The 21,505-nt window shown below is 71.6% G+C and carries 18 protein-coding genes and 2 tRNA genes; 15 read left to right on the top strand and 5 right to left on the bottom strand.

Annotation, left to right across the window (positions count from 1 at the left end; all coding sequences use genetic code 11):
- Entirely contained in the window at window positions 1-597 is a 597-nt protein-coding gene (locus tag AB0I23_RS05775) for a histidine phosphatase family protein (protein WP_359107164.1), read from the bottom strand.
- Between the two features lie 247 nt (window positions 598-844).
- On the opposite strand from AB0I23_RS05775, the gene AB0I23_RS05780 reads away from it, so the two are divergent.
- The 7 genes from AB0I23_RS05780 to AB0I23_RS05810 all read left to right on the top strand — a co-directional run bounded on the left by AB0I23_RS05780 (window position 845) and on the right by AB0I23_RS05810 (window position 7,308).
- Window positions 845-1,777: a phosphatase PAP2 family protein gene (locus AB0I23_RS05780; RefSeq protein WP_359107487.1), complete on the top strand. Its 933-nt coding sequence runs from the start codon at window positions 845-847 to the stop codon at window positions 1,775-1,777.
- Window positions 1,677-2,870, top strand: coding sequence for a hypothetical protein (locus tag AB0I23_RS05785; RefSeq protein WP_436846876.1), 1,194 nt, complete (start codon window positions 1,677-1,679; stop codon window positions 2,868-2,870). The genes AB0I23_RS05780 and AB0I23_RS05785 overlap by 101 nt, the downstream gene beginning before the upstream one ends.
- Entirely contained in the window at window positions 2,861-4,474 is a 1,614-nt protein-coding gene (locus AB0I23_RS05790; RefSeq protein WP_359107168.1) for a hypothetical protein, read from the top strand. The genes AB0I23_RS05785 and AB0I23_RS05790 overlap by 10 nt, the downstream gene beginning before the upstream one ends.
- Window positions 4,471-5,805 carry an AAA domain-containing protein gene (locus tag AB0I23_RS05795; RefSeq protein ID WP_359107170.1) on the top strand — a complete coding sequence of 445 codons (1,335 nt, stop codon included), beginning with the start codon at window positions 4,471-4,473 and terminating at the stop codon, window positions 5,803-5,805. Before AB0I23_RS05790 ends, AB0I23_RS05795 begins: the two co-directional genes overlap by 4 nt.
- Window positions 5,806-5,955: 150 nt before the next feature.
- Window positions 5,956-6,297: a hypothetical protein gene (locus tag AB0I23_RS05800; RefSeq protein WP_359107172.1), complete on the top strand. Its 342-nt coding sequence runs from the start codon at window positions 5,956-5,958 to the stop codon at window positions 6,295-6,297.
- 218 nt (window positions 6,298-6,515) lie between these two features.
- On the top strand, window positions 6,516-7,244 hold the full coding sequence (locus AB0I23_RS05805; protein WP_359107174.1) for a bifunctional DNA primase/polymerase: 729 nt from the start codon (window positions 6,516-6,518) through the stop codon (window positions 7,242-7,244).
- A tRNA-Lys gene (locus AB0I23_RS05810) sits at window positions 7,235-7,308 on the top strand. The genes AB0I23_RS05805 and AB0I23_RS05810 overlap by 10 nt, the downstream gene beginning before the upstream one ends.
- Before the next feature lie 59 nt (window positions 7,309-7,367).
- On the opposite strand, the gene AB0I23_RS05815 is transcribed toward AB0I23_RS05810, so the two are convergent.
- Window positions 7,368-8,582, bottom strand: a complete 1,215-nt coding sequence (locus AB0I23_RS05815; RefSeq protein ID WP_359107489.1) for a M6 family metalloprotease domain-containing protein — start codon at window positions 8,580-8,582, stop codon at window positions 7,368-7,370.
- 436 nt (window positions 8,583-9,018) lie between these two features.
- Here AB0I23_RS05815 and AB0I23_RS05820 point away from each other — a divergent pair, with 436 nt between their 5' ends.
- Window positions 9,019-10,971: a putative bifunctional diguanylate cyclase/phosphodiesterase gene (locus tag AB0I23_RS05820; protein WP_359107176.1), complete on the top strand. Its 1,953-nt coding sequence runs from the start codon at window positions 9,019-9,021 to the stop codon at window positions 10,969-10,971.
- 172 nt (window positions 10,972-11,143) lie between these two features.
- Here AB0I23_RS05820 and AB0I23_RS05825 read toward each other — a convergent pair whose 3' ends face one another.
- Window positions 11,144-12,268, bottom strand: a complete 1,125-nt coding sequence (locus AB0I23_RS05825) for an LLM class flavin-dependent oxidoreductase (protein ID WP_359107178.1) — start codon at window positions 12,266-12,268, stop codon at window positions 11,144-11,146.
- Window positions 12,269-12,573: 305 nt separating this feature from the next.
- Between AB0I23_RS05825 and AB0I23_RS05830 the strand changes: the two genes are divergently transcribed.
- From AB0I23_RS05830 to AB0I23_RS05860, 7 genes are all read left to right on the top strand, one after another.
- Window positions 12,574-13,563 (top strand): D-2-hydroxyacid dehydrogenase, encoded by a 990-nt coding sequence (locus tag AB0I23_RS05830; RefSeq protein WP_359107180.1) that lies wholly within the window; start codon window positions 12,574-12,576, stop codon window positions 13,561-13,563.
- Between the two features lie 125 nt (window positions 13,564-13,688).
- Complete coding sequence (ehuB, locus tag AB0I23_RS05835) at window positions 13,689-14,591, top strand: ectoine/hydroxyectoine ABC transporter substrate-binding protein EhuB (protein WP_359107182.1); 903 nt, start codon at window positions 13,689-13,691, stop codon at window positions 14,589-14,591.
- A gap of 55 nt (window positions 14,592-14,646) precedes the next feature.
- Window positions 14,647-15,387, top strand: a complete 741-nt coding sequence (gene ehuC, locus AB0I23_RS05840; RefSeq protein ID WP_359107184.1) for an ectoine/hydroxyectoine ABC transporter permease subunit EhuC — start codon at window positions 14,647-14,649, stop codon at window positions 15,385-15,387.
- Complete coding sequence (ehuD, locus tag AB0I23_RS05845; protein ID WP_359107186.1) at window positions 15,384-16,025, top strand: ectoine/hydroxyectoine ABC transporter permease subunit EhuD; 642 nt, start codon at window positions 15,384-15,386, stop codon at window positions 16,023-16,025. The genes ehuC and ehuD overlap by 4 nt, the downstream gene beginning before the upstream one ends.
- The gene (ehuA, locus tag AB0I23_RS05850; RefSeq protein WP_359107188.1) at window positions 16,015-16,857 is read left to right on the top strand and encodes an ectoine/hydroxyectoine ABC transporter ATP-binding protein EhuA; all 843 of its coding nucleotides are present in this window, start codon (window positions 16,015-16,017) and stop codon (window positions 16,855-16,857) included. The genes ehuD and ehuA overlap by 11 nt, the downstream gene beginning before the upstream one ends.
- 165 nt (window positions 16,858-17,022) lie before the next feature.
- Window positions 17,023-17,781 (top strand): IclR family transcriptional regulator, encoded by a 759-nt coding sequence (locus AB0I23_RS05855; RefSeq protein WP_359107189.1) that lies wholly within the window; start codon window positions 17,023-17,025, stop codon window positions 17,779-17,781.
- A gap of 63 nt (window positions 17,782-17,844) precedes the next feature.
- Window positions 17,845-17,918, top strand: a tRNA-Lys gene (locus tag AB0I23_RS05860).
- A gap of 261 nt (window positions 17,919-18,179) precedes the next feature.
- Here AB0I23_RS05860 and AB0I23_RS05865 read toward each other — a convergent pair.
- Both AB0I23_RS05865 and AB0I23_RS05870 read right to left on the bottom strand, forming a co-directional pair.
- Window positions 18,180-20,180: an SPFH domain-containing protein gene (locus tag AB0I23_RS05865; RefSeq protein ID WP_359107191.1), complete on the bottom strand. Its 2,001-nt coding sequence runs from the start codon at window positions 20,178-20,180 to the stop codon at window positions 18,180-18,182.
- A gap of 25 nt (window positions 20,181-20,205) precedes the next feature.
- Window positions 20,206-21,505 (bottom strand): peptidoglycan-binding protein (locus AB0I23_RS05870; RefSeq protein ID WP_359107193.1); only part of this gene is annotated, 1,300 nt, incomplete at its 5' end.

Below are 21,505 nucleotides of genomic sequence, written 5' to 3' on the forward strand. Positions count from 1 at the left end.
CTACCGGTCCAGGTGGCCCGTGTCGTTCCAGCGTTCCAGCGCCGGCGCCCCGTAGGCCCACCCCAGCACCGACAGCGATGTCGGGTCCAGCCGGATGCGGGACGCGAACGACACGTCCTCGCCCAGCCACCGCGCCCCCAGCGCCCGCAGGATGTGACCGTGCGCGAAGACCAGCACGTCGCGGTCGGCCGATTGCGCCCAGGCCACGATCTCGTCCGCGCGGGCGGACAGTTCGGAGAGGGTCTCGCCCTCCGGCACCCCGTCTCGCCAGATGAACCAGCCCGGCCGGATCGCCTGGATCTCGGCCGGGGTCATGCCCTCGTACGCCCCGTAGTCCCACTCCATGAGCGCGTCCCACGGCTGCGCGCGGTCCGCGAAGCCGGCTATGTCGCAGGTCTCCCTGGCACGGACGAGCGGGCTGGTCCGGACCTCGAGGCCCGGCAGGTCCGCCCACGGTTTCCGGTGCAGCCGCTCGCCCAGCAGCTTGGCGCCCTCGCGGCCCGCGTCGAGCAGCGGGATGTCCGTCCTGCCGGTGTGATTGCCCTTGACGGACCATTCCGTCCGGCCGTGCCGGGCGAGCAGGATACGCGGTGCCATGACGGCTCCCCCTGAGGTGTGGATCGGAGAAAACGACAACAGGGACGGGTCATCCGCCTTTGTCCATCATCGCTCACGTGCCCGGGGGGCAACCTCCGGGGCCGCATCGGCGTCCCTTCCTCCGCGGACAAAGCTCCGCGCGCACGGGGCATCCACAGGGGACCCCCGGGGGGATTCGCCACCGACCTGCGCCGTACGGTTGAACGCCCGCCGTCGGACGCATGAACACATGATGGAGAGCATCCGGATGTCGCTTGCCACCGCCGCGCCCGCGTCGCGGTACCGGCCTCGATGGTGGGCCGAGCTGCCGCTGATCGTGATCGTGTACGCGGTCTACTCGGCGGGCCGGCTGCTGGTCCGCAGCGACGTGGCGACCGCCGTCGACCACGGGCTGCGCATACTTCATCTGGAGAAGACGCTCTTCCTCAACGCCGAGCACCCGCTCAACCGTTTGATGACGGCCCATCCGGCGATAGGCATACCGTCCGACTTCGCGTACGCCTCACTGCATTACGTGGTCACCCCGGCCGTCCTGATCTGGATATACCGGCGTCGCGCGGCCGTCTACCGCGCCGCCCGCACCTGGCTGATGACGTCCACGCTGCTCGGTCTGATCGGTTTCGCGCTGATGCCGACCTGCCCGCCGCGGCTGCTCCACGCCACGCACGGCTTCGTCGACACCATGGCCCAGTACAGCTCGTACGGCTGGTGGGGCGCCGAGGCGAGTGCGCCGCGCGGGATGGGCTGGATGACCAACCAGTACGCGGCGATGCCGAGCCTGCACGTCGGCTGGGCGCTGTGGTGCGGCATCCTGCTGTGGCGCCACGGCCGGCACCCGCTGCTCCGGGCCACGGGTGTCGCGTACCCACTCCTCACCACGTTCATCGTGATGGGCACGGCCAACCACTACTTCCTCGACGCGGTCGCGGGCGCCGCGGTGATGGCCGTGGGGGCGCTGCTCACCGAGCCGGTGATGCGGCTCGCCGACCGGATCAAGGCAACGGTACGGGCCCGCTCCGGCGTGGCCGTCCCGGTCACGAAGTCCCCCGTTGTCAGTGCCGGATGCAAGACTTCCGCGGGTGAGCGAATCCCCGGCCAGCGGACCTCCTCCGCAGACTCCACCGATGACGCAGCATCGGCCGACGCAGCAGGCGACGACACTCCGGCAGCGGCTCGCTGAGCTGCGCGGTCCGGCCGTCGCGCCGCATCCGCTCGATGCCCGCGCGCTGGCCGCCCTCGCCGCCAACCCCGGCTGCAGGCGGCGCGCCCTGCTGGACGGTGCCGGGGTGGACAAGGCCGCGCTGGCCACGGCGCTCGGCTCCCCCGCCGCGTTCGGCCAGTCGCAGTTCGCGTTCATGCGGGGCAACGCGTTCGAGGCGAGGGTCAAGGCCGACGGCGGCACGGAGCTGATGCGCCTGCTGTACGAGCGGCTCGGCGGGGGCGGCGAGGCGCCGCGCGAGGTCCGGGTGCCGGATCTGGCGGCGGCGGGCCCCGAGGGCCGTGCGGCGCGTACGGCGCTGGCGCTGCGGGAGGCGACCGAGGCCGGTGGCTGGGCGCTCCTCGATCACCCGATGCTGGCCCTGGAGGTGGCGGGCTCGCCCGCCTATCTGGAGCCGGACGCGGTGGTGGTGCACCCCGACGGTCGGTGGACGGTCGTGGAGATCAAGTCGTTTCCCGTGATCGACAGTTCGGCGGACGCGGCGAAGGTCGGCGCGGCGGCCCGGCAGTCGGCGGTGTACGTGCTGGCGCTGGAGCGGATCGCGGCGGTCACGGCGGGGGCGGAGGTCGGCCACCGGGTGCTGCTGGTCTGTCCGAAGGACTTCTCCAACCTGCCGACGGCGTCGGTCGTCGACGTGCGCAAGCAACACGCGGTCACCCGCCGCCAGCTTGACCGGCTGACCCGGGTCGAGGACATCGCTGCGACCCTGCCCGAAGGCACCACCTTCGACCCGGAGCGCTCCCCTGAGGAGCTGACGGCCGCGGTCGACGCGGTCACGGCGGCGTACGCACCGGAGTGCCTGGCCGCGTGCGAACTGGCCTTCCACTGCCGGGCGAAGGCACGTGCGGCCGGAGCGGTGGAGGCCCTGGGACGGAGCGTGCGGGGTGAGCTCGGCGGCCTGACGACGGTGGGCGCGGTACTGGCCGCGGCGGCGGGCAAGGAAGGCGATCCGGCCGACCCCACGGTCGCCGCCCTGCGCCGCGCCGCGGCCCTGCGCGTGGAGGCCCTGGAGCACCGGGGCGCGCCCCGGGAAGGAAGCCCGGCGTGTCTCTGATCAGTACCCTGGCGCGGCTGGAGGCCGTGGAGAGCGGGCGGGCGCAGCCGATGGCCACCGTCAGGCACCGTCATCTCACCGGCACGCCGCTCGTTCTCGTACCGCTGACCACCGCCGGTGAGGCGGGCGCCCCGCTCGGCGCCCTCGTCGGAACGGACCGGGACGCGCCCCGGCTGCTCGCCGTGGCCCAGCCGCGCGACCGCGATCTGCGGTTCGCTTTCCTCGCCGAGCTGGCCGAGGTGGTCCTGCCGCACATCGAGACGTACACGGACGTGGTGGAGCCCGCCGAGCGCAAAGAAATCGATCCCGAGACCGGAAAGAAGGTCGAGGTCGAGGTCGAGTTGTGCACGGACGCGCCGCAGTTGATCGTGCCGAGCCGGGCGGGTCTCGACTTCGTACGGCTGCTGGGCCGGTCCATGCGGTTCCGGCGCACCGCCGAGGACGACCCGGACACCCCGTACCCGGCGCCGGCCCGTGTCCCGCTGCTGGGCCGCTGGCTCACGCATTACGGGGAGCGGGCCCGGGTGCCGGGTTCCTCGCTGCTCCTCGCCATGACCGATCTGCTGAACCGGCACTGGGCGACCGGGCAGTCCACGCTGGAGGACCAGCATCTGGGGGCGCTGCTCGCCTGGATCGACCCTGCGGCGGGCGAGTCCGGTGCGGAGGCCGCGCTCCGGGCCGAGCTGCAGCGGGACACCGGTGGCCAGCTGCTCTGCCCGCCCGCCGGACCGGCGACGGATCCGGCGTTCGACAACCGGCTGCTCGCGCCCGCGATCGATAAGTACGACCGGGCGCGCACGTCGCTCGCGGCGGCCGAGGACGGCCTCGCGGCCGACGCCCGGCTCGCCGAACTGACCGCCGCCGAGCGGGAGATCAGGTCGCTGCTGGCCGGGGTGGCGCGGCCGGCCTGGGACGCGGTGTGGCGGGGGCTCGACCTGATGCGGGAGTTGCCCGCCGGGGCCAGGACCGAGGACCGGTGGACCCGGGACCGCTGGTCGTTCACCGGCCACCGCGACCGGGTGCGGGCCGGGGAGCCGCCGCAGCCTCGCCGGGACGACGCGGTGACGGCGGCTCAGAAGCTGGCCTCGCGGGAGACGGCGCAGGCGCAGTTGGAGGCACAGGAGGCGCTGGACGATCCGCTGGTGCTCGCCGGGCGCCGGCTGGCCGGTGAGGCGTTCGTCGGGGAGGTGACCGAGGTGGTGATGGCGTACAGCGAGTCGAAGCGGCCCTCGCCGCGCCCGCTGGTCACGGTCCGGACGGACGAGCGACCTCATCTCGGTGAGCGCACAAAGGTGTACCGCACGCTGGACGGCAAGCCGCAGACCGCCGAGTTCGTGGCGTACGCCTGCAAGGATCTCCCGGACGCCCAGGAGCGGCTGCTGGTGCTGCGGATCACCGACCGGATGGGCCGGAGCAAGGAACCGGCCCCGGGCTCGCTGCCCGAGCCGGGCGAGCGGATCGTCTGGACGCTGTTCGAGCACGACCAGCGCAGCGGCCCGAAGCTGCCGGACCCGGAGGAGACGCCGTGGACGCACGGCGGCCCGCCGGGCGCCGCCGGACAATCCGAGAACCCCGACCCCGTGACCCCGGAGGACCTGTTGTGACGGCCGTATTCGATCCGGGAGCCGAGGCGGGGCGGGCCACCGCTCAGATCCTGGACGACACGCTGAACGGCACGGCCCGCGGCATCGTGGTGGACTCCCCGCCGGGTGCCGGCAAGTCGACGCTGGTGGTGCGCGCCGCGCTCGAACTCGCTTCGGCGGGGCGCCCGTTGATGGTGGTCGCGCAGACCAACGCGCAGGTCGACGACCTGGTGGTGCGGCTGGCCGAGAAGGACCCGGGGCTGCCGGTCGGGCGCCTGCACAGCAACGACGCGGACCCGTACGACAAGGCGCTGGACGGCCTGGCCAACGTACGGAAGTCGGCGAAGGCCGCCGATCTCGCCGGACTCGATGTCGTCATCTCGACGGCCGCCAAGTGGGCTCATGTGAAGAACGTCGAGCCGTGGGGGCACGCGATCGTCGACGAGGCGTACCAGATGCGCTCGGACGCGCTGCTGGCCGTCGCGGGGCTCTTCGAGCGGGCGCTGTTCGTCGGCGATCCGGGCCAGTTGGACCCGTTCTCCATCGTCGGCGCGGACCAGTGGGCGGGGCTGTCGTACGACCCGTCGGCGAGCGCCGTCTCCACCCTGCTGGCGCACAACCCCGAGCTGCCGCAGCGCCGGCTGCCGGTGTCGTGGCGGCTGCCCGCGTCGGCCGCGCGGCTGGTCTCGGACGCGTTCTACCCGTACACCCCGTTCCGCAGCGGTACGGACCACGGCGACCGGCGGCTGTCGTTCGGCGTCCCCTCGGACGGCTCCGCCCCGGACCGGGTGCTGGACGAGGCCGCGGAGTCCGGCTGGGGCCTGCTCGAACTCCCGGCCCGGCACACCCCGCGCACGGACCCGGAGGCGGTGCGCGCGGTGGCCCTGGTGGTCCGCCGGCTGCTGGACCGGGGCGGAGCGGCGACGAGCGAGCGCTCCCCCGACCCGGCCCCGGTGACGGCGGACCGGGTCGCGGTCGGCACGGCCCACCGTGACCAGGCGGCGGCGGTACGGGCGGCGCTCGCCGAGCTCGGTGTGACGGGTGTGGCCGTGGACACGGCGAACCGGCTCCAGGGCCGCGAGTTCGATGTGACGGTGGTCCTGCACCCGCTGTCCGGGCGCCCGGACGCCACGGCGTTCCATCTGGAGACGGGCCGGCTGTGCGTCCTGGCGTCCCGCCACCGTCACGCCTGCATCGTGGTCTGCCGCGCAGGTGTCGCGGACCTCCTGGACGAGCACCCGTCGACGGAACCGGTCCGGCTCGGCGTCACGATCAAGTTCCCCGACGGGTGGGAGGCGAACCACGCGGTCCTGACCCACCTCGCGGAACACCGCGTCCCGTGGCGCCCGTAACACTGCCGGAGTCACAGGCGATGGGCCGTCGGGGACGTGCGTCGCGCCGGGCGGTGACCCGGTGCGCCCCGCGCACCGCCCCCGAAGCACGCTTGCGGACGGTTGGACAATGGAGGGTGGCCGTCGGGCCCACCGAAGGAGGAACCTCACATGGCACAACCCGAGCGGAACGAGCAGCAGCGGCTGCGCCCCGCGCCCCTGCTCTTCGAGCCGTCGGCTGCGGTCGCCGACCCCGAGCACTTCTTCGACCTGGAGTCGATGGACGACCCGAAGGAGCTGCTGGACCGCGCCACCGAGCTGACGCTGGCCTTCCGTGCCGCGGCCGACCGGGCGGTCGAGTTCCAGGCCGTCGCCGCCGCCCAGCTGGCCGATCCGCGCCGGTTCGACCGGCTCACCCTGGCGGACATCGCGGAGCGCGCGGAGTGGAGCGAGGACTACGCGAAGCTGATGGTCGAGTTCGGCCGGAGCCTGCTGGGCGGTGCGCGGCCGTGACGCCGGAGCGTCCGGCCCCTGACCGCCTCCGCGCCCGGGTCGGACTCCGGATCCGACGACGGGGACTCGGGGTCCGGCCCCGGATCCCGCTCCGGATCTGACTCCGGGTACAGCCGCTGGCATATGCCTGCGCGCAAGATACTCCTCTCCACCCCACCCTGTCCGGGTTTCCGGCAACTCTTGCAATCCGTAGTGTCACTACCGGTAGACAGGTAGTCATGAGCGCATGGCTGCCAGACGAGACCACCCTGCATGCCGGCACCGGAACCTGCGCCGGGCCCCGCACCGGCACCCGCCACGGTGCCGATGTCTTCGCGGTCCTGCGGGACCGGACCGCTGAGGTCACCGCGGCCGGAGCGGCCTGGCTGGTCGGCGCCGCCGCGTATCCGCGCTCCACGCTCGCCCAGTGGGAGGCCCACCCCGGCTCCCCCGGCGTCCTGCCATGCGGGTCGGCGTTCGACGTGGTCAATGTGCCCGCGCTCTTCGGGCGGCGGATGCTGGAGCACCTGTGGGCCGACGGCCCGGGTTCCGGCCCCGTCGCCACGCACCGCGGGCGGATGCTGCTGTTCGCCGCCCCCGGCACCGCCCAGCGGCTGCCTTCGCTGCTCGACTGGGAGGAGTGGGGCACCAGCCACGAGCAGGCGGCGGAGCACGACCTCGAGGTGCCCCAGGAGGCGGAGGACCGCGAGGGCAGGGTCCCGCCGCTGCTCTGCCACGGCACCGGGGACGCGGTGACCGTCCCGCCCCTGGCCTGCGATTCTTCCTCGTCGGGGCCCCGCTGGGTGGTCGCCCCCGGCACCCGTAACCCGTGGCTGCCGGGACCCGACGTACTGCTCTGGGCCTGTGTGCGCGCGACCCGCTCCGCGCCTTCCGGGCCGGCTCGGATTTCGATTTTTCCTCCCGCCGATCAGGGTGCTAAGGTCTACGACGTCAGCAGGCGCCGCTAGCTCAGTTGGTTAGAGCAGCTGACTCTTAATCAGCGGGTCCGGGGTTCGAGTCCCTGGCGGCGCACAGACGGAAGAAGCCCCTCGCGAAAGCGAGGGGCTTCTTCGTTTTCCGTCGCGGTGGCGTTACGTGCCCGTGGCGATGCGGACCGTCCACGCACCCGACGGCGTCCGGTCCGCGACCTCGATCCGGGTGTGCTCGCCGGGGACGGAGTACGTCTCGCCGACCCGCAGCGGGGCGTCCGCGAGCGGCGGGTAGACCGACTGGTCCCAGCAGGCGTCGGTGTCCGGGTGGGTGTCGATGACCTGGATGGGCCCGCCGCCGGACGGCGTCTCGTTGCGGACCCGGTAGATCAGCACCCCCTCGCTGCACGTCGCCCGGTCGTTGCCGGTGGCACTGCGGGCCTCCAGTGCCACGGCGCTGCCCTCACCGGTCCTGATCACCGCGAGCCGCGTCCCGATGGACGCACCGGGCACCGGCACGGCGGCCATCGGCTCCAGGGTGATGTCCTGGTTGTGCTGGATGCACGCCACCTGCTTGCGGTCCAGCCAGCCCAGCTTCCACTTGTGCCAGCCGAACAGATCCGGCGCGAGACCGAACTGGCTGCCCATCACGTCCCAGTCGCCGACGAACGTGTCCCAGTCACCCTTGCCGTCCGACGGCCGGTGGTAGAGGTCCGGCAGGTCGAAGACGTGCCCGGTCTCGTGGGCCAGCACGTTCCGGTCCGGCGGGTGCTGCTCGAAGACGGTGACGAGGCGCCTGATGTCCGTGCCGTCGGCGTGCAGCGGCTGGTCGAAGTTGACGACCTTGGTGGCGTCGGAGTCGACGCCGGGCGCGTCCGGGTCGGCGACCAGGTAGACGATGTCGTACTTCGAGAAGTCGACCTGGTCGTCGGCCGCGGCGATCGCGTCGCGCAGATAGGAACTGCGCCGCTTGTCGTCCCAGTCGCGCTTTATGCCGTACGACGTGGAGCTGTGGGGCATCTGGACCCACTGCCGCTGCGGGTGCGGGCGCAGGGTGAACTTCCCGTACGAGGCGCGTTGGAAGAACTGCGTGGTGGCGGGGAAGTAGTCGGCGGCGAGCTCGCGGGGGGTGGTGACGGGGCGGGCGTCGGGGAACGAGAGAAAGATCATGACCGCGTCGAGGGCGTGGTCGGGGCGCGGATAGGCGCTGTCCCACTCGTCCAGGCCCAGCGAGTGGTGTGCCTCCGTCCGAGGGAGGGCGCAGGGGCCGACTTCGCCCGTTGCCGCCACGGCCGGACCCGCGACGAGGGAGGTGGCGGCGAACGCCAGGAGAGCGGTCGTACCGGCCACCACAGCACGCGGACTCGGTCTCTCCAGTCCCCCGAGTCTGCGCTGAGGCGGCACATCGACCTCCGGGTGCGGGATGCGGGGACACGCAATCCACCCTGTGCCGGTTCGGGAGTGTTCGCCCTGTTGTGCTGCCCCACTCGGGTCAGCAGTCAGCCTCCCGGAGTCTTTTCACGGACAGTCACTATCGATCGCTGCGGCGACGCGAAAAAGACCCGAGATCGACTTGAGGGAACAGAGCAGCGCAGAAACAATCAGTTGCGGGCAAACCGGAACGACTCGCGCATCGCCCATGCGGGGTTTTCCCCGGGGTCGCAACGGGCGGAGAGCTGGAACGGGCCAGACAACAGCATCTATGCTTCACCACGCTTTCCTGCGCGGATTCCGCCTCAGACAACGGCGCTCCGCGCGGCGGGCCAGTCCGACCACAACTGTTCAGGACAGAACTGCACGGCGGGAGCGAGCGGTGAGCGGAACCTCCGAAGGGCCGAGGCCCGCGGTGGGCACAGCGACCCCTACCGTGCGACAAACAGTCACGGAGCGTCACACAGAACCGGTCGGCCCGGGGTCCGTCGACTCCCGCCCGGCCGACTACCGGGCCGCTTTCCGAGGCGCGATGCTGCCGATGGCCGTCGTCGACCACGAGGGCCTGGTCCTGTGCGCCAACGACGCCCTCGGCGGGCTGCTCGGCACCGATCCCGCGGCACTGGCCGCCCAGTCCGCGTCCGATCTGCTCGATCTCTCCGCCGACGTCCGGACCTGGCATGCGTACCGCGAGGTGCTGCGCGGCCGACGTTCCCGGTTCCGCTGCACCCGCAGGCTCAAGCACCCCGACGGACGCTCGATGTGGGCCGAGATCACCGTCGTACCGATGCCGGAGACGGGGACGACGGGCACGGAGACGGGCACAGGCGCGGACACCGGGACCGGGACGGGCGCGGGGATCGGAACGGAAACCGGAACGGGCGCGGGGACCGGGATCATCCCGGGCGCCTCCCCCGTGCTCCTCTCCGTCGCCGACATCAGTGACCGGCGCGAGCTGCAGAAGCGGCTGCGCCACCTCCAGACGCACGACCCGGTGACCCGGCTGCCCAACCGGACGCTGTTCTTCGAGCGGCTCTCCGCCGTCCTGGAGACCCCGCCGTACCAGGACGACAGCCTCCGGCGGCACGGCCGGATCGGGCTCTGCTACCTCGACCTGGATGGCTTCAAGGCCGTCAACGACACGATGGGACACCGGATCGGCGACCGGCTGCTCGCCGCCGTCGCCGCCCGGCTCACCGACTGCGCCGAACAGGAGAGCCTGCACCGCACCGGCGGCACACTCGTGGCGCGCCTCGGCGGCGACGAGTTCGCGATCCTGGTCGAGGAGTCCTCGGGGACGCAGCAGCTCACCGATCTCGCCCGCGCGGTGCTCGCCGCCCTCCAGAAGCCGTTCGACCTGGCCGGGACACGGCTGGCCGTGTCCGCGTCGATCGGGGTGGTGGAGCGGGGCGTCGCCGGGACCTCGGCCACCGGTCTGATGCAGGCCGCCGACACCACGCTGTACTGGGCGAAGGCGGACGGCAAGGCACGCTGGACGCTCTTCGACCCCGAGCGCAACGCGCACCGGATGACCCGGCAGGCGCTCTCCTCCACGCTCCGGCCCGCCGTCGAGCGCGGCGAGTTCACGATCGAGTATCAGCCGCTGGTCGGGATGGCCGACGGGGTCGTACGAGGGGTGGAGGCTCTGGTCCGCTGGAACCACCCGCAGTTCGGCATGCTCTCGCCGAATCGGTTCGTCGCGATCGCCGAGGAGGACGGCTCGATCGTCCAGCTCGGCCGGTGGGTGCTCCGGTCGGCCTGCCGCCAGGCCCGGCGCTGGCAACTGGACCATCCGGCCGAGCCGCCGCTCTTCATCAGCGTCAATGTCGCCGTACGGCAGGTCTGGGACTCCGATCTGGTCACCGATGTCGCCGAGATCCTCGCCGAGACCGGTCTGGCACCCGGACTGCTGCAGTTGGAACTGACCGAGTCCGCGGTGATGGGCCCGGCGGGCCGGCCGCTGGAGGCGCTCCAGACACTCAGCGACATGGGCGTCCGGATCGCCATCGACGACTTCGGTACCGGCTACTCGAACCTCGCCTATCTGAGCCGGCTGCCGGTCTCCGTACTGAAGCTGGACGGCTCATTCGTGCGCGGCTTCCGGTACGAGGACGGGGCGCACCCCAGCCCGGCCGACGAGACGATCGTCGAGGCGATGGTGCAGCTGGCGCACCGGCTGGGGCTGACCGTCACCGCGGAGTGCGTGGAGACCGTGAGCCAGGCGGAACGGCTGCGGCGGATCGGCTGCGACACGGGGCAGGGCTGGCTCTACTCCCGGGCGGTGGCCCCGGAACGCATCGCGGAACTCATCGGGACGAGCCCCCTGAAGCTCTGAAAAGCCGCGCCCCGGAACGGCTGTGCCCTCGATCACCGGGCAGGCTTGATGTTCACCGTCTGCCGAGGGGCCCCTCCCATGCCCTTGAGGCTTCGGGAGGGGATCGAGGGCACCTCGCGGCCCGTCCGGCGTTTGAGGGCAGAACGGTCGGCCGGGCCCACCCGCACAGACCTCAGAGCCTGTCGGGTGACCCGTACGCATCCGCGATCAGGTCGTAGCTCCGCAGCCGTGCCTCCCCGCCATGCGCGTTCGCCGTGATCATCAGCTCGTCCGCCCCGGTCCGCTTGGCCAGGTCGTCCAGACCGCCGCGCACCTCGTCCGCCGTCCCGTGGATGACATTGCCGAGCCAGTTGTCGACGAACTCCCGCTCCATCGGAGTGAAGGCATACGCCTCCGCCTCCTCCGGCGTCGGGATCAGGCCGGGACGGCCGGTGCGCAGGCGGACCATCGACAGGGCACCGGTCAGGACCTGGCGGCGGGCCTCGCGCTCCTCGTCGGCGGCCAGCGCCGAGACGCCGATCAGGGCGTACGGGGCGTCCAGCACCGCGGACGGCTTGAACGAGTCCCGGTACAGGTCGAGCGCCGGAATCGTGTTCTGGGCCGAGAAGTGGTGGGCGAAGGCGAAAGGCAGGCCCAGGACCCCGGCCAGCCGGGCGCTGAAGCCGGAGGAGCCGAGCAGCCAGATCGGCGGGCGGCCCGCAGGACCTTGCACCGGGCCCGGGACCGCATGGATCCGGGCGTACGGGTGACCGTCGGGGAAGTCGTCGTCCAGGAACCGGGTCAGCTCGGCGAGCTGCTGCGGGAAGTCTTCGGCGCCCTCACCCAGCCGGTCCGTGCGGCGCAGCGCGGCGGCGGTCGCACCGTCCGTTCCGGGGGCGCGCCCGAGGCCGAGGTCGATGCGGCCGGGGGCCATGGCCTCCAGCGTGCCGAACTGTTCGGCGATGACCAGCGGGGCGTGGTTGGGCAGCATGACCCCGCCGGAGCCGAGCCGGATCCGCTCGGTGCGGGCGGCGAGGTGGGCCAGGATCACGGCCGGGGACGACGAGGCGACGCCGGGCATGGAGTGGTGTTCGGCGACCCAGAGGCGGTGGTAGCCGCGGCGCTCGGCGAGCTGGGCGATGTCCACGCTGGTGCGCAGCGCCTGGGTCGCGGTGCACCCCTGCCCGACGGTCACCAGGTCGAGCACCGACAGCGGCACGGAGGCCGTTCCCCGGGCCTCGCCCCGAATGCCCTGGTCCCGAACGCCGTCGCCGCGACTCTCGTCGCCGCGGCTCTCGTCGCCTCGGTTCTTGTCCACGTGAAGGCCTCTCCGGTGATACTCGTGCGTCCGGGGACGCCAACAGGAGGTTGTCTCCGCTTATTCCCGCCCGTCACTTCCCGACCGGCGCGGGCGGCGCCTCCCGGGTGGCGAACGAGGAATCCGACGGACGTCATATTCACCCTCCTGCGCTACTGGACCGCTGTACTGCCGCCGCCCTCCCCACTGCCCAGCATTCCTCCGGGGCCCGCACCCCCGCCGACCTTGCCGTTGACGGACGCGGGCCCGGGTGCGAGCGTGGTCAATCCACACATCTCAGACGTTGACGAGACGGCCACTCCCCGATGTCAGTGCCCACCCTCCTCGTACTCGACGCCGCCCCGTCGCCGCGCCTCGGCCGGCTGACCGGCCGGGTCCGGATCCGCTACGTGGACGAGGCCGGCCTCGCCGCGGAGCTGCCGCACGCCGACGCCCTGCTGGTGTGGGACGTCACCTCCGACGCGGTACGCGCCGCCTGGCCCGGCGACGGACCGCGGCCCCGCTGGGTGCATACGGCCGGCGCGGGCGTGGACCGGCTGCTCTGCCCGGAGCTGGCCGCGTCCGACACCGTGCTGACCAATGCGCGAGGCATCTTCGAGCGGCCGATCGCCGAATACGTGCTGGGCCTGGTGCTCGCGTTCGCCAAGGACGTCCCCGGCACGCTGGAGCTGCAGCGCCGGCGGCGCTGGCACCACCGCGAGTCGCAGCAGCTCGCGGGCACCCGTGCGGTCGTCGTCGGGGCCGGGCCGATCGGGCGGGAGATCACCCGGTTGCTCAACGCGCTGGGCGTCCAGGTGGCGCTCGTGGGGCGTACGGCGCGGCGCACCATCCATGGCGCCGAGGATCTGGACCGGCTGGCGGCGCTCGCCGACTGGGTGATCTGCGCGGCGCCGCTGACGGAACGGACGCGCGGGATGTTCGACGCGCGGTTCTTCGGGCTGATGCAGCCTTCGGCCCGCTTCATCAATGTGGGGCGAGGTCCCATGGTCGTCGAGGACGATCTCGCCGACGCGCTGCGCCGACGGTGGATCGCGGGCGCGGCGCTCGACGTCTTCCCGCACGAACCGCTCGCTCCGGTCAGTGAACTGTGGGACGTACCGGGGCTGATCGTCTCCCCGCACATGAGCGGCGACACCGTGGGCTGGCGGGACCGGCTGGGCGAGCAGTTCGTGGAGATGTACGACCGGTGGGCGGCCGGGGAGCCGTTGCCGAACGTGGTCGACAAGCGGCGCGGATATGTTCCCTCACCGGATGTCCCCGGCGCCCCGAATGACGTTGACACGTCTGCGCATTGAGACACGGAGAGATCACCTTCCGGACACCGTTCGGTCACACCGGGCCGCTTCCTGCATAGACGCACGGGATCGGGCAGGCGTCCCCCCTGTCCGAACTGTTCGTCCGTTCCAGGAGATTGCGAACCATGGCCGACTTCCCGAACCTGTCCCGCCGGGGCTTTCTCAGCCGCTCAACAGCCGTGGGTGGCCTGCTCGTCGTGCCCGGCGCGCTCGCGGCGTGCAGCAAGACCGCCTCCGGTGGCACGGACGGCGCGGGGGCGCTCGACAAGCTCCGCAAGCAGGGCTTCGTCCGGGTCGCGTACGCCAACGAGGCCCCGTACGGCTACCTGGAGGGCAAGGAGCTCAAGGGTGAGGCGCCCACCCTGCACCGGGAGATCTTCAAGGCGCTCGGGGTCGAGGAGCTGAAGCCCACCCTCTCCGAGTGGGACGGGCTGATTCCCGGGCTGCAGGCCGGAAAGTACGACGTGGTCAGCGCGGGCATGGCGATCACCCCCGAGCGCTGCGCCAACGCCCTTTTCTCCGAGCCGGAGTTCATCTCGCCGACCGCGCTGATGGTGAAGAAGGGCAACCCGAGGAAGGTCACGGACCTGGCGTCGGCGAAGGCCGCCGGGATCACCGTCGGGGTGATGTCGGGTGCGGTCGAGGGCTCGTACGCCGAGGGCGCGGGCATCGCGAAGGAGAAGATCAAGACGCTGCAGAAGCCGCAGGACGGCGCCGACGCCGTCAAGGGCGGCAGGATCGACGCCTTCCTGCTCACCGGAATCTCCCTGCGCTGGCTCGCGAAGACCAACCCGGGCACCGAGGTCACCGAGGCGTTCCTGCCGGAGCTCGACGGGAAGAAGCAGTACAGCCCGGGCGGCGCCGTCTTCCGCAAGGGCAACGAGGACCTGCGGGACTCCTTCGACCGCGAGCTGAAGAAGATCGTGTCCGACAGGTCGCGCTATGTGGAGCTGCTCCAGGAGTACGGCTTCGGCGCCACCGAGCTCCCGCCGGCCACGCTGCGGACGGCGGATCTGTGCAAGGGCTGACGGGACCGGCAGAGCCGAAGGGGCCGAAGGGGCCGACAGGGACGGACGGCGCCGCATGAGCGATTTCTTCTCCGCCTTCTCCGACAATCTCCCCCAGCTCCGGTCGGGGCTGTGGGTCACCCTCCAGGCCACGGTGCTGGGCTCGCTGCTCGCCCTGCTCCTGTCGTTCGTCCTCGGGCTGATGGCCATCAGCAGGATGCTTGCGGTACGCGGTGCGTCCCGGGTGGTCGTGGAGTTCTTCCGCGGCACCTCCCTCTACATCCAGCTGTTCTGGCTGTACTACGCGATGCCGCCGCTGACCGGGTACGAGCTGACGCCGCTGCTCTGCGGCGTCGTCGCGTTCGGCCTCAACTACGGGGCGTACGGCTCCGAGGTGGTGCGCGGCGCCATCAACTCCGTACCGCGCGCCCAGCACGAAGCGGCCGTCGCACTGAACCTGACGCCGGTCCAGCGGATGCGGAAGGTGATCCTGCCGCAGGCCTGGGTGCAGATGATCCCGCCCTTCACCAATCTGCTGATCCAGCTGCTGAAGTGCACGCCGCTGCTGTGGCTGATCTCCGCGGCCGATCTGATGACCGTGATCCAGCAGCTGCGCGACCGTACCGGTGAGACCCTCACCGCGTATCTGACCCTGCTGGCGGTCTACTTCGTGCTCGCGTACGCGCTGACCCTGCTGATGAACCTGCTGGAGCGGACCGCCAAGCGGCGGCTCGGACTGCCGACCGGCGCGGGCTCCCTGCTGCGCACCCGCTCCACGGTGGACGCCGTGGCGACGACGGCCGGAGGTGCCCGGTGAACGGCTTCGACTGGAACGCCGCGGGCGACGTCCTGCCCCTGGTCCTGCAAGGGTTCGAGGTCACGCTGCTGGCGACCGTGCTCGGCACGCTCGTCGCGGCCGTCCTCGGGCTGGCCGTCGCGGTCGCCGGGCGGGCGCCGAGCCGGTTCGTGACGGTGCCGGTGCGGGCCGTCATGGAGTTCGTCCGGTCCACCCCGCTGCTGGTCCAGCTGGTGGGCGCGGCAGCGGTTTTCTCCTCGGTGGAGCCGCTGACCATCGGCATCGTGGCGCTGGGTGTCCACTACGCCGCCTACACCTCCGAGGTGTACCGCGCCGGGATCGACGGTGTGCCGAAGGGCCAGTGGGAGGCCTGCCGGGCGCTCTCGCTGTCGCCGCGGCGGACCTGGCAGGCCGTGGTCCTGCCGCAGGCGGTGCGCAAGGTGCTGCCCGCCCTCGGCAACTATGCGATCTCGATGTTCAAGGAGACCCCGTTCCTCGCCGTGATCACGGTGCAGGAAATGGTCTTCGAGGCCCGCAGGTACGGGGCCGACCACTTCGCGTACACCGAGGCATTCACGCTCGCCGGACTGGTCTTCCTGGTCGCGAGCTACCCCACCTCACTGCTGATGAGAAAGCTGGAGAAGCGCCTTGGCCACTGAACCTCTCCCCCTGCAGAAGACGGCGGCCCCGGCGCCCGAGGACGCCGCGATCTCCGCCGTGGACACGGACGCACTGGTCCGCTTCGACCGTGTGGTCAAGCGGTACGGCGATCATGTCGTCCTCGACGAGCTGGACTTCTCGGTACGGCGCGGCGAGCACGTCACGCTGATCGGACCGAGCGGCTCGGGCAAGACCACGATCCTGCGGCTGCTGATGACGCTGGAGAGGGTGAGTGGCGGTGTGATCTGGGTGGACGGCGCTCCGCTGTCCCATGTCCGCACGCCGGACGGTGGCCTGAAGCCGGCGGGTGAGAAGCATCTGCGCGAGGCCCGGAAGAAGATCGGGATGGTCTTCCAGCAGTTCAACCTGTTCCCGAACATGAAGGTGCTGCAGAACATCACCGAGGCGCCGATCAGTGTGCTGGGCCTGGAGCGGGACGAGGCGGAGAGCCGCGCGCGCGAGCTGCTCGACCTGGTCGGGCTGGCCGGGAAGATCGACGCACACCCGTCCCAGCTCTCCGGCGGCCAGCAGCAGCGGGTGGCGATCGCCCGGGCGCTGGCAATGCGGCCGGAGATCCTGCTGCTGGACGAGGTGACGTCCGCGCTCGACCCGGAGCTGGTGGCGGGCGTGCTGGACCTGCTGTCCGACATCGCCAGGACCACCGACATCACCATGCTCTGCGTGACCCACGAGATGAATTTCGCCCGTGACGTCTCGGAGAAGGTACTGATGTTCGACGCAGGGCGGGTGGTGGAGGCCGGTCCGCCGGAAAAAATCTTCACCGCCCCCGAACACGAACGTACGCGCGAATTCCTCGACGCGGTGCTGTGACCTCGCCGTCCATCGATCGTTATTGACTCTGGCACATGCCAAACGGGTGCGCCCCAGCTGACAGCGCGGGGCGCACCCGAGAACTCGCCAACGGGCCCCCAACAAAAGCCTCTTGACGGCTATCGTGGTACAGAAGCTTGCGGTCACAACCTGGTGGGGGAAACCGTGGCGTTGAAGCCCGAACCGACCGCGCCGTTCCACTCGGTGCAGTACGCCCTTCGTGTTCTCGAAACGGTCTCCAAGCACGGCACCGGTGTCACGGACACCCAGATCTCCCGGGAGACGGGACTGCCGGAGGGACATATCGCCCCACTGCTGCTGACGCTGCGCCGCGAGGGCTATGTCGAGCAGGTGTCCGACGGCGCGTATGTGATCGGCGCCTCACTCCTGCTGCTCGGCTCCGGCGCCGCCCGCAGGCAGGCGCTGGAGAACAAGCTCCAGCAGATCCTGGACCAGCTGCGCGACTCGGTCGGCGCCGCGGTGTACATCAGCCGGTACGTCGACGGGGAGGTCCGGGTCACGCAGTACGCCGACGGTCCGCACACCCCCGCGGTCAACGAGTGGGTGGACTTCCGGTCCGCCGCGCACGCCAGCGCGATCGGCAAGTGCCTGCTGACCCAGCTCGACCAGAACGGCCGCCGCGACCATCTCTCGCGCCACAAGATCGCCCGGCTCACCTCGCGGACCATCACCAGCGAGAAGGTCCTCTTCTCCAAACTGGACAGCCAGCCGGCGACAGTCCCGGTGCTCGACCTCCAGGAGTACGCGGTGGGCACCGTCTGCGCGGCCGTGCCGCTCACGGCGGGCTCCTCGGCCGGCTGCCTGGCACTGTCGCTGCCGATCGAGCACGCGCACCGGCTGCGCTCGGCGGCGGACACGCTGAACCGGCGGGCGGCTCCGGTTCTGCTGTCACTGGCCCTCTAGGAGCCCTGGTCGGCACGTGTCATCAGCACCCCCGAGGACCAGGTATTATTTTCGAGTCAGCAGGCGCCGCTAGCTCAGTTGGTTAGAGCAGCTGACTCTTAATCAGCGGGTCCGGGGTTCGAGTCCCTGGCGGCGCACAGACAACGCCCGGGGCGGTTCGCGTACACACGTGAACCGCCCCGGGCGTTTTCGCTGCCCGCCACCCATACACACGTGTCACACAGGCGTCCCGGACAACCGTCGACCGTCGTGTCCTCAGCCGCCGGGCGACACCAGGTGGGCGCACCCGTGCGCCTCGTACGCGCCGAGCAGGGCGGCCGGCTCCGCGCCCCGGGTCGATGCCCGCCACGGCGGCCCCGGCCAGGCCGGTTCGCCGTCGACGCGGTACGGACGCGCCGTCAGACCCCGCCCCCACCGCTGTGTCCGGTACAGAAGGCCACCGTCAAGTCCTTCACCAGCGCCTTCCGTTCGTAATCGTCGAGCTCCACGAGGCCGCGCACGGTCAGTCGGTTGACCGTGTCGTCCACCGCGTCGACCACCGAAGTCAGCACAGTGTCGCGGTGTTGCGCGTCGATGACGGCGATCCGGCGACGCTGCATCGCGGCGGCGAGCTCCGGTGCGTACTCGATGCCGGTCGGCTGCGCGGAGTACACCTCGATGCCCGCAGCTTCGCAGTCGGCCTTCAGCATCCCGGTCAGCGCGTCACCGACCGCCTCCGCGTTGCGCAGCGTGTGGGCGTCCTCGTGGAACGCGTCGGCGGGGAGCTGCGAGAAGACCCGCGCCATCGCCGCCTCGACCTGCTCGCGCAGGTACTCCTCGTGGTCCGCCACCCCGAGCGTCGCCCGCGCGGTGTCGTTGATCCGCCACACGACGAGGACGACGACGCGCAGCGCCGTACCGTTCGCATCCACCGCGGGAAGTGGTTCGCTGCGCCAGTGCCGGAGCCGCACGTCGACCTGGCGGCGCAGCTGCAGCGGGCTGACCCAGACGAGGCCCGTCCGCCGCACGGTCCCCCGGTAGGCGCCGAAGAGCGTCATCACCCACGCGTACCCGACACGGCCGCGAATCAGACCGCCGAGCGCGAAGAGCACCACGGTCACCAGGGCGGCGAGCGACGCCCATGCCCCCCTGCCGATGCCGTCGTACGGACGCGAGCCGATCCCGAGCCGGTGAGGCACCCCGGCAGGCAGCGCGCCGACCCACCACAGCACGGCCCCACTTCCGGCGATCCCGGCCAGCCCGGCGAGCACGCCGGCCCACCCGGGCAGCGCGGCCCCCGGTTTCTCGGTCAGCCGCGGGTCGCCGACCGGCGCGGGCCTGGTGGGCGCCTGCACCTGCGCCCCGTGCGCCACAGGTGCACGCCGCCGGCCCGCCGGCTTCTCGCCGCCGGTCCCCCAGGCGAGACCGGAGGGGAGAGCGGCGGCGTCGGTGTGCTCGGACGCGCCACTGGAGAGGAGGTGCAGGGGGACGGAGGTGGTGTGCTCCTTGGCGGTGTGCTCCTTGGCGATTCGCTCCTTGGTGATGACGACATGCCGCCGCCCGGTCACGGCGTCGTCGGGTTCCGACACCGATACCGGGGCCGGTTCGGATTCCGGTACGGGGATGGCTTCGGCGGCCGAGGCGGGCACCGGATCCGTGGGGGGCACCGGCCCCGTGGGGGGCGGTGTGCCGTGCGGCGCGTCGGGGCCGGGTTCGGTCCGAGCCTGCGGCGTGGTGTCGGACAGGGCGTCCAGGAGCGGGCGGTTCAGTGGGTCCGGGTCCGGGTCGAGGGCCGGCGTCGAAGCCGCGGCCGGATCCGACACCGGGTCCGCACCGAAGGCGGGGTCCGTCGCATCACCCGGGACCAGGTCGAGCACGAGGTCGAGGACAGTATCCGAGCCGGCCCGCACCTCGGTCCCCGCACCGGAGCCACCCCCAGCCTCCACACCCACACCCGACGCCGGACCGGCGCCCGGCCAGACACCCCCACCCGCATCCCAGCCGGCCCCCGCCTCCGCCCCCACACCGGAGCCACCCCCAGCCTCCACACCCACACCCGACGCCGGACCGGCGCCCGGCCAGACATCCCCACCCGCATCCCAGCCGTCTCCGGCACCTCCGGCACCCGCACCGGAGCCACCCTCAGCCTCCACACCCACACCCGACGCCGGACCGGCGCCCGGCCAGACATCCCCACCCGCATCCCAGCCGGCCCCCGCCTCGGTCCCCACACCGGAGCCACCCTCAGCCTCCACACCCACACCCGACGCCGGACCGGCGCCCGGCCAGACATCCCCACCCGCATCCCAGCCGGCTCCGGCACCTCCGGCACCCTCCGTGTCGTCCGTTACGCCGCTCATCAGCTCCCGTTCCTTCCCGTCCTCCGGGATTCCGGAGCTGTCCGACACCGTGGATCGCATTTCCGCCTCCGTCATGTCCGTGTTCTCACGCGAAGAGTCGCCGCCAGGTCTCCGGGCCGGGGTAACCGTCGGCCTCGGCACCCCGCCAGCCCTGGGCCCGCTGGAAGGCTTCGACGTTGCGCCGGTCCGCCTCGGTCCACCGGGGTCCGGGGCCCGACGTGTAGTACTTGCTGTATCCCTTCTTCACCAACTGTCTGCCGAGCCTGTCGACATGGCTGCCGGCCTTCCCCGGCCGGAAATAGCTCCGGCCGGGGAAGGCCGGAGCCGCTTGCGAACCGCCCCCCTGGCTGCCGCCGCCCGTGCTTCCGCTTCCGCTCGCCGGGATGTCGCGGCCGGTCCCGCTCATCAGCAGACGCCAGGTGTGCGGACCGGGGACGCCGTCCGCCTCCTTGTCCTTCCAGCCCTGCGCCCTCTGGAACGCCTGGGTCGCGCGCCGGTCGGCATCGCCCCAGCCCAGCCCGGGTCCGACCTTGTAGAAGCGCCTTCCGCCGCGGTCCACGAGCATCCGCCCGAGTTGGGTGACGTACGTGTTGCTGACGCCCGGACCGAATTTCGTGGTGCCCGGGAACACCGTCGCCGACCCGCTGCCTCCCGCTCCGGCTCCGCTGCCGTACTTGACGGTTCCGGTGGTCAGGCCCTTGTAGCGGTACGGAACGTATTTGCCCGAATTGGTCCAGTAGGCCATGGGCGTCGTCTGTTTGCGCGTGTGCGCAGGAGTCTGTTCGTAGGCCGTGTAATGGGTGTGCGTGTAGTCGGTCCAGCCTCCGAAGATCGTGACGTGCGAGCCCTTCGAGGGGTCGGCCGGGTTATGGAAGAGCAGCATGTCGCCGGGCTGCAGCTCCGCGCGCGCGATCCGGGTCCCGTACTCGGTGAGGCTGCCGGTCCACTCGTTGCGCTTCAGTTTCCAGGCCATCGACACATAGCCGGAGCAGTCCTGCCGATACCCGTCGGACCAGTACTTCGCCATGCTGTACGGGACCTTCGCGCTCACCCACTTCTTGGCCCGGTTGATGATGTCCGCCCGGGTCACCTTGTTCAGTGCCGGTTTCGAACCACTGGACGGCGGCGGTCCCGGGGCCCCGGCACCGCTCAGCGGACCGGGCATACCCTGCGGATTGCCCACACCCGCATCGGCCGGACCCGGGCCCGGATCCGTCGTCTCATCCGGCCGGGCGGACCCGGGCGCCGGCCGGGTCACCACGCTCACCGCCGCGGCGGCACCGGTCCTCAGCGGACCGGGCATGCCCTGTGGGTTACCCACATCCGCATCGACCGGACCCGGATCGACCGCATCGCCCGGATCCGTCGTCCCATCCGTCGAGCCG

This window comes from Streptomyces atratus, from assembly GCF_040655115.1.
In the GTDB taxonomy this organism is placed as follows: Bacteria; Actinomycetota; Actinomycetes; order Streptomycetales; family Streptomycetaceae; genus Streptomyces; species Streptomyces atratus_D.